Origin of the sequence: Nonomuraea mangrovi, assembly GCF_042681425.1 — a bacterium.
Classification (GTDB): domain Bacteria; phylum Actinomycetota; class Actinomycetes; order Streptosporangiales; family Streptosporangiaceae; genus Nonomuraea; species Nonomuraea mangrovi.
The window spans coordinates 1-14803 of the sequence record NZ_JBHUFV010000098.1 but is presented as its reverse complement, the minus strand read 5'-3'; the positions used below and the strand labels follow the sequence as shown (position 1 = coordinate 14803).

Annotated in this window: 13 protein-coding genes; 9 read left to right on the top strand and 4 right to left on the bottom strand. The window is 69.8% G+C overall.

Annotation, left to right across the window (positions count from 1 at the left end; all coding sequences use genetic code 11):
* The first annotated feature begins 558 nt into the window (after positions 1–558).
* The 4 genes from ACFSKW_RS51155 (at position 559) to ACFSKW_RS51140 (ending at position 7144) form a co-directional block, all read left to right on the top strand.
* Entirely contained in the window at positions 559–1656 is a 1098-nt protein-coding gene (locus ACFSKW_RS51155; RefSeq protein ID WP_379582508.1) for an MASE1 domain-containing protein, read from the top strand.
* An 867-nt stretch (positions 1657–2523) separates the two neighbouring features.
* A complete protein-coding gene (locus ACFSKW_RS51150; RefSeq protein WP_379582506.1) occupies positions 2524–4542 on the top strand; it encodes a PEP/pyruvate-binding domain-containing protein in 2019 nt (672 codons plus the stop codon).
* Positions 4539–5783 (top strand): MFS transporter, encoded by a 1245-nt coding sequence (locus ACFSKW_RS51145; RefSeq protein ID WP_379582504.1) that lies wholly within the window; start codon positions 4539–4541, stop codon positions 5781–5783. Before ACFSKW_RS51150 ends, ACFSKW_RS51145 begins: the two co-directional genes overlap by 4 nt.
* On the top strand, positions 5780–7144 hold the full coding sequence (locus ACFSKW_RS51140; protein ID WP_379582502.1) for an ATP-grasp domain-containing protein: 1365 nt from the start codon (positions 5780–5782) through the stop codon (positions 7142–7144). Before ACFSKW_RS51145 ends, ACFSKW_RS51140 begins: the two co-directional genes overlap by 4 nt.
* Positions 7145–7165: 21 nt before the next feature.
* On the opposite strand, the gene ACFSKW_RS51135 is transcribed toward ACFSKW_RS51140, so the two are convergent.
* The 3 genes from ACFSKW_RS51135 to ACFSKW_RS51125 all read right to left on the bottom strand — a co-directional run bounded on the left by ACFSKW_RS51135 (position 7166) and on the right by ACFSKW_RS51125 (position 10468).
* A complete protein-coding gene (locus ACFSKW_RS51135; RefSeq protein WP_379582500.1) occupies positions 7166–7630 on the bottom strand; it encodes a hypothetical protein in 465 nt (154 codons plus the stop codon).
* A 290-nt stretch (positions 7631–7920) separates the two neighbouring features.
* Complete coding sequence (locus tag ACFSKW_RS51130; RefSeq protein ID WP_379582498.1) at positions 7921–9342, bottom strand: amino acid permease; 1422 nt, start codon at positions 9340–9342, stop codon at positions 7921–7923.
* 256 nt (positions 9343–9598) lie between these two features.
* A complete protein-coding gene (locus ACFSKW_RS51125) occupies positions 9599–10468 on the bottom strand; it encodes a GNAT family N-acetyltransferase (protein ID WP_379582496.1) in 870 nt (289 codons plus the stop codon).
* Positions 10469–10650: 182 nt separating this feature from the next.
* Here ACFSKW_RS51125 and ACFSKW_RS51120 point away from each other — a divergent pair, with 182 nt between their 5' ends.
* The gene (locus tag ACFSKW_RS51120; protein ID WP_379582494.1) at positions 10651–10860 is read left to right on the top strand and encodes a hypothetical protein; all 210 of its coding nucleotides are present in this window, start codon (positions 10651–10653) and stop codon (positions 10858–10860) included.
* 231 nt (positions 10861–11091) lie between these two features.
* Here ACFSKW_RS51120 and ACFSKW_RS51115 read toward each other — a convergent pair whose 3' ends face one another.
* Positions 11092–11451, bottom strand: a complete 360-nt coding sequence (locus ACFSKW_RS51115) for an RCC1 domain-containing protein (RefSeq protein WP_379582813.1) — start codon at positions 11449–11451, stop codon at positions 11092–11094.
* A 625-nt stretch (positions 11452–12076) separates the two neighbouring features.
* On the opposite strand from ACFSKW_RS51115, the gene ACFSKW_RS51110 reads away from it, so the two are divergent.
* The 4 genes from ACFSKW_RS51110 to ACFSKW_RS51095 all read left to right on the top strand — a co-directional run bounded on the left by ACFSKW_RS51110 (position 12077) and on the right by ACFSKW_RS51095 (position 14768).
* Entirely contained in the window at positions 12077–12547 is a 471-nt protein-coding gene (locus tag ACFSKW_RS51110; protein WP_379582492.1) for a hypothetical protein, read from the top strand.
* Positions 12548–12805: 258 nt separating this feature from the next.
* Positions 12806–13417, top strand: a complete 612-nt coding sequence (locus ACFSKW_RS51105) for a class I SAM-dependent methyltransferase (protein ID WP_379582490.1) — start codon at positions 12806–12808, stop codon at positions 13415–13417.
* Between the two features lie 479 nt (positions 13418–13896).
* Positions 13897–14253, top strand: coding sequence for a P-loop nucleotide/nucleoside kinase family protein (locus ACFSKW_RS51100; protein ID WP_379582488.1), 357 nt, complete (start codon positions 13897–13899; stop codon positions 14251–14253).
* Positions 14254–14321: 68 nt separating this feature from the next.
* Positions 14322–14768, top strand: a complete 447-nt coding sequence (locus tag ACFSKW_RS51095) for an IS5 family transposase (RefSeq protein WP_379582486.1) — start codon at positions 14322–14324, stop codon at positions 14766–14768.
* Positions 14769–14803: the final 35 nt, after the last annotated feature.

Below are 14803 nucleotides of genomic sequence, written 5' to 3'. Positions count from 1 at the left end.
CCGCTCGCCGGGATGGCAGACAGGCGCCGGGGTAGGCGGACATCGCCGATACGATCATCGGTCGCATGGCCGGGACATCGCGAGAAGGCCGAGAGCGCGAGAGACGGCGGAAGGCTCCGGGAGTCCCCGGAGCCTTCCGGCGTGGATCGGGCATGGGCCCGTCCGCGAAGGGTGCTCCTGCCCAGCCGAGCCGCACGCACGGCCGGGCGAGCACCCGGGGCTCGCGGGAGCCCGACCGGGACTCGCCCGAGGCCGTCGAGGCTTGCCATGGCAAGCTCCCGCTCGGCGTTCATGCCCACCCACCTGCGCCGCAAAACGAGGCGCGACCAGGGACGTCCTCCTCGAGCCGCTCCATCGTGCGATCCCTTCGGCCGGACGGCGACCCCGCGCACGGAACCGCGTTCGCGGCGGTACGGCAACCGTCCCGCACGACCATGCCCGCTCCGGCATCGCGCATTCCGCGGAACCCCCGCCGTTCACGAAGCGCCAGGTCAGCCCTTATGCCGTGACTCGCAACACGATAAGGTGGGCGAAGCCTCGATTGTCTTGATACCTAGCGTGGTGAGGCTGGTGCAGCACGACGGGGGGCTCAGGGGTTACGTCGCGCAGGGCCTGTCCGTTCTTGTCGTGGCAGGCGTCTATCTCGCAGCCGCTGAGCTGGGGCTTCTACAGGAGCTGGTACGGGGGCAGGTCACGCCGTTGTGGCCGCCCACGGGCATCGCCCTTGCCTGCCTTCTCCTCATGGGTGTGCGGGCCTGGCCGGGGATCACCCTGGGCGCCTTCCTCGTCAACGCGACGCTCGGGCCGTCGATGCTCGCGGTCTTGGCGATCTCCGTGGGGAACACGATCGGTCCGCTGTGCTCCTACTTCCTGCTCGCCAGCGTGGGCTTCCGCAGCTCGCTGAATCGGCTGAGGGACGCGCTCGCCCTGGTGTTCCTCGGCGCCCTCGCCGGAATGCTGGTCAGCGCCACGCTGGGCAGCGGCGTGCTGGTGCTCTCCGGCGCGCTGCAACCGGCCGAGTTCTGGCCGACGTGGTCGGTGTGGTGGACGGGCGACGCGATGGGCGTGCTGGTCATCACGCCACTCCTGCTCGTGCTGCACAAGGGGCTTCGGTTGCCGCGAGAGGTGCATGCGAGCTGGCGGACGCAGGCGCTGTCACTGCGCGAGAGTCTCCGGCTGCCGCGCCGGGCGCTTGTGGGGCGGTGGGCGGAGGCCGCGGCGTTGGTGGTGCTCACATTCCTGGTGACGCTGGCGGCCACGACGACCTCGACCAACATGCTCTTTCTCGTCTTCCCCCTGCTGATCTGGGCGGCCCTGCGCTTCCAGTTGCCGGGGGCCACGGCATGCGTGCTGATCGTCTCGACGGTGGCGATCGTCAACGCCGCGCGCGGCATCGGCCCCTTCGCCCACCATGACCTGTTCGTCAACATGGTCATTCTGCAGGCCTTCAACGGCTCGGCGGCGCTGACCGCGCTGCTGCTCGCGGCGATCATCGCCGAGCGAAACCACGCGCATCACAATCTCGAGCAGATCTGCGCGCGGCTCGTCGAGATGGCGGTCAGGCTCGAGCGAGGCCAGGGCGTGAAACCGTGGCCCTCCGCGCCGTCCGAAGACCTGCCGCCGGCGCGACACGAGGACAGCGAGCTGTGGCGTTGAGCCCTTGAACGACCCGTCCTTCCCGACCCTGCTTCGAGTGGATGGCCAGCGCCCGCACCTCCCGGTCGGCCGGCCCGATGAGGGTGTCTCCCCGCCCTGGAGGGTGGAGCACGTGCGCGGCTGTGCCGCCGGTCAGCGGCGACCGCTTCCACCAGGCGAACCACCCCGGACATGACCGGGAAAGGAAGTCCGGGCAAATGGCAATGCGAATGCCCCCGCCATTAAGCCCTTGATCATACTCGTCCGCCGACGACGGCGGCGAACCGGGGTCACCCGTATGCGAATCAGGCCTCACAGTGACTGGACAGTGACTCATCCCCGTGATGCCCCGATCACTATTCATAACCTATTCGACAGCGTCGACAAACCAGCGAAAACACAGGTCATACACCTTGCGGACGGGAAGATTTTTCCTTTTCGCAAGGCGTGTGTATCGTCGTACCCGGCGTCGGCGCACAAGCACCGGCAAGCCAATGTGATTGAGCAAGGAGAAGTTTAAGGTTGCAGTAGAAGAGTTATCAGCACTTCGCAACTCAGCGGCCTCGTAGAGTCATTCTCAAGGAGGGCATCTGATCGCGATGGGATACTTTATTTCCTGTTATCCGACAGGCATTTTCCGCGCGCCGCGCCAAGCAGCCGCGCGAGCCCTTCCGACGTCGCAGGCCATGATCCGCGACCAGGGCAGGAGAAGCGGCTGAGCCGCATCGGGCGTACCCGCCCCCTCGCATCCACCTATTGACAGCGAGGCGCCGTCCGCGCGGTGCGCGTACGGCGTCCTCCCGCGTGCTCGCACGCCGTGACGACAGGAGATCACATGAGCAGGTCCACGCCGACGACGACGGGCGGTGTCCAGCAGTGGTGACCACCATGAGCGAAACGCTCCCCCGCACCTCCGTCGTTCCCGCCACGCTGGACGTCCCGTTGACCGTTCCGACGTTCATGAAGCTCGCCGGGAGCCTGGCCGGGTTCCCGTTCGTGAAGGTCGTGGTGGACCTCGAGAAGGCGGAGTTCCACTTCATCGACAGCACCGGCAACCCGCTGCACGTGCGGTACATCGCCGAGCACATCCTCGGCGAGCCGGTGGAGGTCCTGCTGCGCGACATCGACACCTTCAACCACAACGTCTACGTCCGCCCCGACCGGCGCTTCCTGCTGGGGCTGCTCGCGATGCACCGGCGTGGGCGGGACGACGGCGACGAGGAGGAGCGCGTCTTCCTGTCGCTGGAGACGGTGGAGGCCGACACCATGTCGGCGGACATGCTGCTGTCCTTCTACCGGCACGTGCGCGCGCACCTCGACCCGTCGGTGCCGCTGTTCCTCAAGCCGGCCAACCACCTGCAGGAATCCCACGTCGCCCGCATCCCGCAGGAGGAGTTACCGCGGCTCCTCGCCCACGAGCTGCTGTCTCAGGCGCCGTTCGTGCCGCTCAACCCCGGCACGACGTACGGCAGGCTCCGGCTGTTCACGTCGACGGCCGACTACCGCGCCGCCGCCGGCACCGTGGAATGGCACGACATCGTGGTCATGCCGCGCGTACCCGACGACATCCCCCGGGTTTCCGGGCTGGTCAACACCGAGCACACCACCCCGCTGTCCCACACCAACGTGCTGGCCACCGGGTGGGGCATCCCCAACGCCATCCAGACCGACCTCCTCGACCGTCCCGGCCTGGCCGGGCTCGACGGCACCTGGGTGCGGTACGAGGTGGACCCCGCCGCCCCGCGGATCCTCGTCGAGGCGGCCGAACCGCCCGACACCCTCGACTCCGGGCCGCCGTGGACCGCCGAACGCGTCACGCTGGAACGGCCGGAGACGGACGCCACCGAGATCACCCCGCTGTCGCACCTGCGGATGGGCGACCACTACCGTTTCGGCACCAAGGCCGCCAACCTCGGCGAGCTGTGCCATGTGCTCGTCCACGGCTCCCGCCGCTGGCTGGGCTTCTACCAGATCCCCCGGCCGCCGCGGCCCGACCTCCTCGGCTACCTGGCCGGGCAGCTCGGGGTCACCGGCCCCGCCGACGAGGCCGCCCTGACGGCCGCCGCCGAGCGCCTGCTCAGACAGCACGTCGAGGTACCGCGCGGCATCGCGCTGCCGTTCTCCCTGCAGCAGGAGTTCCTGGAGTCCTCGCCGCGGATCCAGCAGACCATCGGCCGCGTGAAGATGGCTCTGGAGGCCGGCACCGACCACGTCGAGAGCCTCTGCGCCGAACTCCAGCGGATGATCGTCGAGACCCGGCTGCCCGACGACATCCTGCGGCGGATCGACGACGCCATCGTCACCCACCTGTCCGGTGTCGGCCGGTTCGTGGTGCGCAGCTCGTCCAACGCGGAGGACCTGGCGGGCTTCTCCGCGGCGGGCGTCTACGAGTCGGTCCTGCACGCGCGCACCCTCGACTCGATCGCCGACGGCATCAAGGAGGTGTGGGCCTCGCTGGTGTCCGCGCGCAGCGTACGGCTGCGCGAGCAGGCCGGCATCCAGCTGGAGGACTGCTACATGGGAGTGATCGTCCAGGAGTGGGTCGACGTCCCCCTCGGCGGCGTCCTGGTCACCTGCAACCCGGCCGACCCCCGCGACTTCAGGAACGTCTACGTCAACATCTCCACCGGCTCGGTCACCGACGTCGTCTCCGGTACCCGCGACCCCCTGCAGCATCTCTACAACACCGTCGAGGGCGGCGGCCGGACGATCTCCCTCGGGTCCGCCCCTTCCGACCTGGACACCGCCACGAAGGACTCCCTCGCCCGACTGGCACTGATCGGCCGCCTGCTGCAGTCCCACTTCTCCCCCGACTACCTCTACGGGGTCCCCGTCGACATCGAGTGGGCCATGGACGGTGACCGGATCACACTGCTGCAGATCCGGCCCTACCGGTCAGCGCCATGACGGCGGGCGTCACACCGGCCGCCCGGCGGGTCATCAGGACCCTCAACGGCTTCAAGCTGTTCACCGGCCTGCTGTGGTGGCTGCCGATCTACTACGTCTACCAGCGCGACCACGGGCTGTCGGACGGAGAGATCTTCGGCATCCAGAGCATCTACTACCTGGCGTTCTGCCTGCTGGAGATCCCGACCGGCGCGCTGGCCGACCGCTTCGACTACCGCAGGTTCCTGCGGGCCGGCGCGGTCGTGCTGACGGCGGCCAACCTCGTCCCGGTCGCCTGGACGTCCTACGGGGGATTCCTCACCCACTTCCTGCTCGTCGCGCTCGGCAACTCGCTGGTGTCCGGCGCGGGCAGCGCCTACCTGTTCGAGTACCTGCAACGCACCGGCTCCGTCGCCGCCTACCAGCAGGCCGAAGGCAGCGGCCGCGCCTACACGCTGACCGGCCGCATCGCAGGACTGCCCGCGGCGGGGGTGCTCATGCAGTGGTACGCGCCCTCGCCGTACTGGCTGTCAGCCGCCTGCTGCGCCGTCGCCGTCCTGCTCGCGATCCGGCTGCCGGCCCTGCCTCCGGGAGGTGAGGGGCACGGCGGACGGCATACGTCGGTGCGCGATCAGCTCCTCGTGGGCAGGGTGCTACGGCACTCGCCCCTCCTGATGCTGCTCATCGCGCAGGGGGTGGCCGTCTTCACGCTGGTGCGCATCGGCCAGGCCAACCTCTTCCAGCCGATCCTCACCGTCAAGGAGCTGCCGCTCGCGGCGTTCGGCGTGATCATGGCGGTGACCACGGTCTTCGAGCTGGCGGGTGCGGCCCGCTCCACCTGGCTGCGGCGCTTCGGCGACGTCCCGGTGGTGTTCGCGCTCACCACGGTCATGGCGGCCACGCTGGCGCTGGTGGTCGTCACCGGAGCGACCGGCACGGTGATCCTCCTGTGCGTCTTCTCGCTGGCCTCGGGCCTGGTCTTCCCCGTCCAGCGGCGGCTGGTCAACACCGCCATCACCGACTCGCGGCACCGCGCCACGCTGCTGTCGCTGGAGTCCCTCATCGACCGCTCCGTCTGCGCCGTCGTCGTGCTCGCGCTCAGCGGCTACCTGTCCGAAGGCGCGATGGACCTGTTCCTGACCCATGTCGCCGTCGGCACCGTCGTGCTCATGGCGGCGCTGGCCGTACTGCTGCGCCGGAGCCGGCAGCGGCGGCACGCCACCGCGCAGGCGCCCACGGCAACGAAGGAGAACGTCACGTGAACACGATCCTGTACGTCTACGCCAAGGGCGGCGCGCCGCTCGAACACGCCTTCCCGCGCATCGCCCGCTGCGGCGAGCTGCATGTGCTGGCGCTCATGCCGCTGCCGGTCGCCGGGGCTGAGCGGTGGCGACCGCACTGCGCGAGCATCACCGAGGCCGGCGCGGACGGCGTCCGCGGCCAGGCCGCCGTCGACGAGATCGTACGGCACGCCAAGGCCATCGGCGCCGACGCCGTCATGACGCTGTCGGAGTTCGCGGTCCTGGCGGTGGCGCACGCCGCCGACCGGCTCGGCCTGGCAGGGGCGGGCGCCGCCGCCGCCGAGAAGGCCCGCGACAAGCGGCTCATGAGGGAGAGCTGGGCGGCCGCCGGCGTGCCCATCCCCGGCTTCCGCCGGGTCCGCGCCGAGGCCGACCTGCGGACCGCGCTGACCGAGCTGACCCCGCCGGTACTGCTGAAGCCGGCGTGGGGCGCGGGCTCCATCGCCCAGTTGGTCCTCCACTCGCCGGACGACGCGCCGGCCGCGTGGACGCAGGTCGCCGCCGCCCTGGACAAGGGCAACCAGGCCGGGATGAGCGAGCTGTACGAGACGGAGGCCGACCGGCACCTGCTCGTGGAGGAGATCGTCACCGGCTCGGTCGACGGCTGGTACGACGTGCCCGGCTACGCCGACTACGTGAGCGTCGAGGGGATCGTCGCCGACGGCGTCTACCACCCGCTGTGCATCACGGCCCGGCTGCCGCCGATCCCGCCGTTCAACGAGGTGGCGAGCCTCATGCCGTGCGTGCTGCCGGAGCCGTTGCAGCGCACGATCGAGGAGGTCTCCCGGCAGGCCGTGGACGCGCTCGGGCTCGGCACGTGCGGCACGCACACGGAGCTGAAGCTTCGCGCCGACGGCGTGCCCGCCGTCATCGAGACCGGCGCGAGGTTCGGCGGCGTCATGATCACCAGGCAGATCGAGGAGGTGTTCGGGCTCGACCCGATCGCCATGCTCACCCGGCAGCTGCTCGGCGAACGCGTCGGCTACCCCGAGCGGATGCTCGTCGAAGGGGACGGCGCGGCCGCCTCCGTCGTCGCCGTCCCCGCCGACGCCGCGGGGAACCCGTGGCGTAGCACGCCGCCCTGGTCGCCGCGGGCCGTGAACTGGCCGGCGATCCTGTCGCCGGGCAGCGCCGTCGAGCCCGTGGCGGCCTTCGACCTGCCGGCCGGGCGGCCCGTCCCCGCCTACGACCCGGCCGCAGGCGTCGCGAACTGGCTGGGTGTCCTCCTGCTCACCGCCGCCGACGCCGGAACGCTGCTGCGGGACTGCAACGCCGTGCTCGACGGTCTCGAGGACGGGCTCGGCCAGGCTGCCGCCTCATAGGGGGTGCCACGGCGCCGGCCGTCAGGCGACTGGCCTGGCCTGGGCGAACAGCGCGGTCAGGGCCCCGCGTACCGCGTCGCAGCGGTCGGCGGGGATGATCACGCGGACGCGGGTGTCCACGCGCTCCTGGTAGAGCCGGAGCTCGACCCGGCCGAGGCCGACCTCGACGCTCAGGTAGTCCGGGGTGAGGGGGTCGGAGTCGATCGACACCACGAACTGGTGCGGGGCGTCGTCCGCGAGGCCCAGCAGGTAGGCGAGCCGGGTGACGTTCTCACGGTCCAGCGGGAACGTCTTCGCGTTGATGCCGACCGCGACCACGTCGGCGCCGTTCACGACCATCGGCCAGAAGGACAGCGTGTCGGTGTCGCGCAGCTGCGGGCGGATCGACTCGTACGAGGAGCCGGGGGTGCCCGCCAGGGCGAGCTGGTGCAGCGACGGGACTGCGTGCGTGTGGTCCCCGGGGAAGGTGAAGGACACTTCGGTCATGTCGCACCATATCCGGCAGTGGACCGCTGATCGAACACGATCACCGCCGGTCCCGCCGTTCGCGACGGCGGGACCGGCCGGGTCGCCCGGCGAGCCGGCCAAGGCCACGGTATGGGCGGCGACCGACCCCCGTTGCGCCGACCAGGCGTTCGACATCAACAACGGCGACCTGTTCCGCTGGGATGACATGTGGCCGAAGATCGCCCGGTTCTTCGACCTCGGGGTTGCCGCCCCGGTGGGCAGGCCCGGAGGGGGCGGGCGCAGGCCACGCCTGCGCCCTGCCGGGCGCGCTACGGCGCCTGCTGACGGTTCAGCTCGGAATGCCGGTAGCCGTAGGCGAAGTAGATGATCAAGCCGATCGCGAACCAGATCGCGAACCGCAGCCAGGTGACCGGGTTCAGGAAGGTGATCAGCCACAGCGAGAAGAGGACGCCGATGGCCGGGACCACCGGCATGCCCGGCGTGCGGAAGGTCCGCGGCAGGTCGGGCCGCCGGTACCGCAGGACGATGACGGCGACGCACACCACGACGAAGGCCAGCAGGATGCCGATGTTCGTCAGCTCGGCCGCCTCCCGGATCGGCAGGAACCCGGCGATGATCGCGGAGACCACCCCGACGATCCAGGTGATACGGCTCGGCACCCGGCGCACCGGGTGGAGCTTGGCGAACCAGTGCGGCAGCAGCCCGTCCCGGCTCATCGAGAACCACACGCGGGTGACACCGAGCATGAAGGTGAACATGACGGTGAGGATGCCGACGATCGCGCCGGCCGCGATGACCCCGGCCAGCTTGGACAGGCCGACCGCGGCGAACGCCGAGGAGAAGCCGCTCTCCGGGTCGATGTCCCGGTAGTTCTGCATGCCGGTGAGAACCAGCGTGGCCAGGACGTACAGCACCATCGAGACGGCGAGTGAATAGATGATCGCCTTGGGCATGTGACGCTGGGCGTCCTTGGACTCCTCGGCGGCCGTGCTCATGGCGTCGTAGCCGAAAACGGCGAAGAACACCGTGGCCGCTCCGGTGATCGCGCCGGCGACGCCGAACGGGAAGAACGGGGTGTAGTTGGCCGGGTTGATGAAGAAGAAGCCGACCACGATCACGACCAGGACGACCGCCACCTTCACCGCCACGACGAAGGTCTCGAACCGCGCGGCGGCCTTGATGCCCAGGTTGAGCAGGTACGCGATGAACAGGCACAGCAGCGCCGCGAACAGGTCCATCACCCGCCCGGGCGCGGTGCCAGGGGCGCCCAGCATCCATTCGGGCAGGTGCAGGCCCAGGTTGCCGACGAGGAACCCGAAGTAGCCGGAGATGCCGATCCCCACGACCGCGACGATGGCGGTGTACTCCAGCAGCAGGTCCCAGCCGATCAACCACCCGACCAGCTCCCCCAGTACGGCGTAGCCGTACGTGTAGGCGGATCCGGCCTTCGGGATGAGCCCGGCGAACTCCGCGTAGGAGAACGCCGCGGCCGCGCTGGCCACACCGGCCAGCAGGAAGGAGATGAGCACGGCGGGCCCGGCCGTCTGGTTGGCCACCGCGCCGGCCAGCGCGAAGATCCCCGCGCCGATGATGCCGCCGATGCCGATCGCGGTGAGCTGCCACAGGCCGAGCTCCCGTTTGAGTTCGCCTTCGTGCTCGCTGGCGATCTGCTCCACCGGCTTGCGCCGGAACACTCCCGAGCCGCCTCCGAACGATTGCCGAGCCGTCATGGTCTCGCCTCCCTCGTCACGACACTTGTCAGCTGTGAGGGGAATGATCCGAACGTACCCGCTTCGGAGGTGATGAGTCCGAGCCGGGGTGGCTCGACAGGGGCCGGGCCGCGCGGGCGCGGTCAGCGGCATCGGCCTCGACGACGCCGACGCGCGGCTCGCCGGGACGCTTCAGCACCTGCTGTACCGGCCGGCCCGCGACCGCTTTGTGACCAGAGGGGCGGGTCCGCCTGGTGGCGCTGGTGAGGCACGGCGCCTATCGGCTCGCCCCCTCCGGGGCGAGCACGTACCAGCCGCTTCTCGTCATGCCCGACACCCGGGCGCCGCAGGCCAGGGCGGTCGCGAACGCCGCACGTACCTCGTACCGCCACTGCCGGGCGAGTCCGGGCGCCCGGCGGCGCAGGGCGTCGATGTCGTCGGGCACCGCGCACAGCATGGTCTCCGCGGCCTGTGGGGCCCGTCGCCGCGGCCGGCCGTCCGGATCGGTGTCCAGGAGCACGGCTCCGCCCACGTCGAGCACGTCCGCCGGCCGTCCGGCGGCGGCCGCGGCAACGTGGGGCGCGCGCAGGGGCCAGCGCACCAGCAGCCGGTCGCTGCCATGGCCCGCGTTGGGCCCGTCCGGCATCTCGCCGTAGAAGTCGACCAGGTACGACGCCACGCGGGCGCCGAGTTTGGCGAGGTTGAAGTAGGCGTTGCGGCGGACCAGCGGGTCGAAGGTCCAGACGACCGTGTCGATCCCGCGTTCGAGCGCCCAGGCCCGCTGGTGCAGCTTCAGCGCGAAGCCGACCCGCCTGCCCTGGACGCGCGGGAGGACGCCGGTGATATGCGAGTGCAGCTCGATGGCGGAACCTGGACGGCCGCCGAGGAAGCCCGCGGTGACGCCGACCATGTCGCGGCCGAGGTACGCGCCCGCGACGTAGGCGCCCGCGTGCGACAGCGCGCGCATCAGGTCGCCTGACACCGGGGGGCTGCCCTGGCCCATGCGCCAGACGAGCGCCAGCAGCCGCTCCGCCTCCCGATGTTCGACCGGCCCTGTCAGCTCTCGGACGGCGAGGCCGCCGGCTCGCGACGCCTCATCGGCCGCCGCCCGCGCCTCGCCGAGCTCGGGGTGGGACAGCGCGGTCATACGGATCCTCCGTGGACGAGCACGGCGGCGGCACGGCCGGGGCCGCCGCCGTCATGGACTGCGCCACCGCGAATCACCAGCGTCGTCGACATGCGAGCATCCTGCGCCGACGGAGGCTACGAGAGTTCATCCGATCCGACGAACTCCGCGGCGACCTTACGGGTGTTTCGACGAAGCCGCCGATGACCGCCGCCTCCGCCAGCCGGGCCCGCGGCGGCGGATGGCACGCCTGGCGAGGACTCCACGGCTGGAAGATGAAGGTCGGCGACCGCTGGCCGACCCGGGAGGCGGCCCTCGCGGCGGCCGTGGCCGCCATCGAGCAGGACCGTGCAGAGCTGGCGTGGGTGGCCGCCACCCTTCCCAGCGGACTCCCCGAGATCCGTATCGCCTGACTCAGGCGGTAGCAACCCGAGCCACCTGGGCACCCTGGTCGCGAAACGAAGGCGGTGCCCCCACGACCCTGGCCGCGCCACCGCGCTCCCAAGTCCCTGACCCCGTTCCTTGCTGACCGTCTCGAGCTGACCATCAGCTGGGACATGGAAGACTGCGGCTATCTCCCATCCCGTGCCTATGCCGGAGCGTCGGACATCGAAGCACGCCCTCTTCCAGGGGAGATGAGAACGTCACCCCGTACAAATGTAGATACGGAATCCAAAGATGCGTACTGCGAAGCACCTAGCGGATTTTTGGATGACCAGGTTGTGATAAGCGCCTGGCGCAATGGCCGTGACATGGCTTAGCCCAGTAACGGTCACTGGAGCGGGACGGTCGGTGAAGGTGCCGTCACCGAGGTGGCCATACCCGTTATAGCCCCAGGCTCGGACGGCGCCATCGGCCATGAGAGCCAAACTGTGCTGCGTGCCAGCGGCAATGGCACGAACATTGCTCAACCCAGACACGGAAACAGGAGCAGGGCGAAGGGTCAGGCTACCGTCACCGAGCTGCCCATTGCGGGCGTCCCTGCACCGAGAACGGCCGACTATTTAGGGCTGGCCGACCGTTCTCCAGGTGTTTCCTCTTTTCGAGGCCGCTTGGTAGATGTGCCCGAGCACTGATAAGTCACCGGTCTTCTCGCGGGAGATCTTCGGTTGGGTGAATGCCGGGGCCGCTGGCGACCGGCGTGCAGGAGGTGGACGCAAGGCCGGCCAGCGCCCGCGACGAGTTCGCGCGCCACCTTCATGACGAGCCGTCGACATCGAGTTGCTCACGGCACGGGCCCCGAGCAAACGCAGGATGCCCGGCCCGCGGCTGGCGCGCCCGCCCGGCAGGGTTGTGCAGAAGACCTCTCGGGACAGGCTCTCTGCACCGCCTGCGCGCCCCAGTCGCTCGGAAACCGTCGCCTATACGGCCACGCGGGCAGTGTCGGTCAAGAACCGAGAACCTTCAGTCGAGCCGCAGACCACGGCCTTGCCGTAGCCCTTCGGCCAGGTGGCCGTGCTGGGGGACCAGGTGCGGGAGATCCTTCAGCCGGGGGCGCTCGCTCGCCCATCGGCCGAACACGATAAGGCCGCGCGGGCACCCTTCGAGTGGCTCCCATTGGCCGTCCTTGAGCAGCCGCCGCGCGGGGCTCGGACGAGTTGCTGTCTAGGCGTCCTGGATCTCCCAAGCGTGGTCGTAGAGCGTCTGCCGCCGCTCGGCGTACCGCTTCACCACCGACGGGTCCTCGATGCCGAGCCCGAGCTGCCCCGGCTGCTCAAGGGACGCACCCGCGGCCCGGTCTTCCTCACCGACCGGCGGGCACCCGCCCACACCCCCACCCTCGACGTCTGCCCGGTCACCGGCCGAGCGCGCCTGTCCTACCGGCGCGCCGCCGAACTGTTCGAGACCCTCACCCGGCCGCTGGCCCACCCCGGCATCACCGACCCCGCCGAACTCGAGCTGTGTGGCGGCTGGACGCTGCACCAGCAACGGCACTCCGCACTGACCCACGAGGCCGAAGACGGCACCAACTCCCCCACCCTGCTGGCCCGCTCCCGGCATGCCTCGGTCCGCTCTCTCGAACGCTATGCCCGACCCGGCGTCGACGCCGTCGCCAGCCACGTCGCAGCCCGAGATCCTCGAGCGCGCCGTGTATCCTGACCCTGTCGCGACCAGCAGCTCGCCAACATCCGGCGCATCTACGGCCGTGAGAAGGAATCCCTCGGGGTCGGGGTCTGGGAAACATCGGAACCGGATCGTGCGCTAAGCCGTGTCCGCGCAGGTCATCGCTGTGCGGTTCCATGTCGAGCCTCTTCGGCGGGTGGCACCGTCGCGTACCGTGACCTGCGGCAACGCCGCTCGATTGGGCCGTGTGGCGCGATTCTTACCGGCAGACCAAAACCTGGCAATATCCGCAGGATGGAAGATCCCACCGCTCGGACCACCGCCACGTACGACCGCATCGCCCCCGTCTTCGCCTCCCGCTCCGAGAACCCCGATGCCGCGTTCCGCGCCTTTCGAGCGCGCTTCGCTGCCGCGCTGCCCACCGGAGGACGCGTCGCCGACCTAGGATGCGGCCCGGGAAGGGACGCGGCCTGGTTCCAAGAGCAGGGGCTCTGCCCGGTAGGGGTGGACCGCTCGGCCGCCATGGCTGCACTGGCCACCGACCGCGGCGTTCCCGTGGCTCTGGGCGACCTGCGCCGCCCCCCACTGGCCCCCGGCTCGCTGGCAGGATTGTGGTCGGTCGCGGCCCTCCTGCACGTACCGGCCGCCGAGACCGTCCCCACGCTGCGCGCCTGGCACGCAGCCCTGCGCCCTGGGGGCGTGCTCGGGCTGAGCACTTCGACCGGCGACGGCGAGGTCTGGGAGCCGGTCCCGCACGACGAAGGGCTTCTGCGCTGGTTCGTACACCGCAAGCCGAGCACGCTGCTTGCGGTCCTCGCCGAGATCGGCTTCGAGGTACGCGAGCACGCCGAGAGTGCCACCCACCGCACGTGGCTCAGCGTGCTCGCGATCCGCCGCGAGGTTTGAACCAGCCGCGTGCCGCTGCCCGCGCTCACTATGACAGTGCGAATCGGCAAGGGCGGCAGCGTGCGCACCATGCTGCTCGACGACCGCGGCTACGTCACCCTGCTCAAGCTCCACCTGGCCCGCGCCGGGCTACACCGCCGGCCGCTGTTCTCCGCCGCCCCACCGTGCCTGCGCGCACCCAGCGCATCAATGCTCCCCACTGCTATCCGGCCAGAACGGTTGGAGCGGATTCTGCTCTCTTCACGGGCTCGGCATCATGATCGGGTGGACAGACTCTTAGTTCTGGTGAACGGTCCACCTGGGTCACGGCAAGTCGACCTTGGGCAGAGCCCTGGCCGCGCAATTGGGCGCGCGACTGCTGTCGAAGGACTCCATGAAGGAGGCGTTGGAGACGTGCGTGGACGATGTCGCGTCCATCCCGGGGTTCGGCGGCATCCATGGAAACGGTATGGGCACTGGCGCGTGCTATCCCGGGAAGCGTGGTAGTCGACTCGTGGTGGTTTCGGCTGTGTGACCTGCTGCACGCGAAGGCCGGGATCGAGGGCACGCGAGCCGACCGGGCCGTGGAAGTCTGGTGCGATGTGCCCGCCGAGGTCGCCAGGGAACGTTACGCGAGTCGACGGCGAAGCGCCCTTTACCAGGACGAGCGGCGCCTGGCTGACGATTGGCAGACGTGGGCGGCGAAGGCTGAGCCGCTGGGCCTCATACCCACCGTCATGGTCGACACAAGCCGGCCCGTTGATTGTGTCTGGTTGGCAGCGCAGATCAACCATCACACGACGCGGCAAGTTGGCGATCAGGTGATGTCTGCGACGGCAGCGCGCTCACGGATCTAGGAGCTGTTCGGGGTTCGGATCTAGGTGAGTCCCAGTGGTGGCCTGGCCGTCGCTGGTAGAACTCGGATGTGGCGCGCTTCGATGTGACAGATGCCGAGTGGGCGTTGATTGAGCAGTTTCTGCCGGTGGCGGCTACCGGGCCGCTGCCACGGCGGGTGCGTGATCAGTTCAACGGGATCTTGTGGCGGTTCCGCACCGGATCCGGCTGGCGTGACGTCCCAGACCGCTATGGGCCTTGGTCCACGCTCTACTCCCGGTTCAACGGCTGGGCCAAAGCCGGCGTGTTCCAAGGGCTGATGGACGCGCTGATCGCCGAGGCCGCATCGCGTGGGCAGGTCGGGTTGGAGCTGGTCAGCGTGGACTCCACGATCGTGCGGGCGCATCAAGAGTCGGCTGGACTGGCGGTCGCCGGGGAGACCTTGGACGCGCTGGAGCAGGCGCTGACCGAGGAAAAAGGGGCTCCACTACCGGAGCAGCCGCCGGTGCTGGGTCACGTCCACGGACGTGGTGTATGAATCGATCTTCGCGTGATCCTGTTTATGCAGGTTAA

Bases quoted from the DNA above. Each gene is read 5' to 3' on its own strand.
- ACFSKW_RS51150 (WP_379582506.1), top strand. From the start codon at position 2,524: ATGAGCGAAACGCTCCCCCGCACCTCCGTCGTTCCCGCCACGCTGGAC.
- ACFSKW_RS51145 (WP_379582504.1), top strand. From the start codon at position 4,539: ATGACGGCGGGCGTCACACCGGCCGCCCGGCGGGTCATCAGGACCCTC.
- ACFSKW_RS51135 (WP_379582500.1), bottom strand. From the start codon at position 7,630: ATGACCGAAGTGTCCTTCACCTTCCCCGGGGACCACACGCACGCAGTC.
- ACFSKW_RS51130 (WP_379582498.1), bottom strand. From the start codon at position 9,342: ATGACGGCTCGGCAATCGTTCGGAGGCGGCTCGGGAGTGTTCCGGCGC.
- ACFSKW_RS51125 (WP_379582496.1), bottom strand. From the start codon at position 10,468: ATGACCGCGCTGTCCCACCCCGAGCTCGGCGAGGCGCGGGCGGCGGCC.
- ACFSKW_RS51120 (WP_379582494.1), top strand. From the start codon at position 10,651: ATGACCGCCGCCTCCGCCAGCCGGGCCCGCGGCGGCGGATGGCACGCC.
- ACFSKW_RS51105 (WP_379582490.1), top strand. From the start codon at position 12,806: ATGGAAGATCCCACCGCTCGGACCACCGCCACGTACGACCGCATCGCC.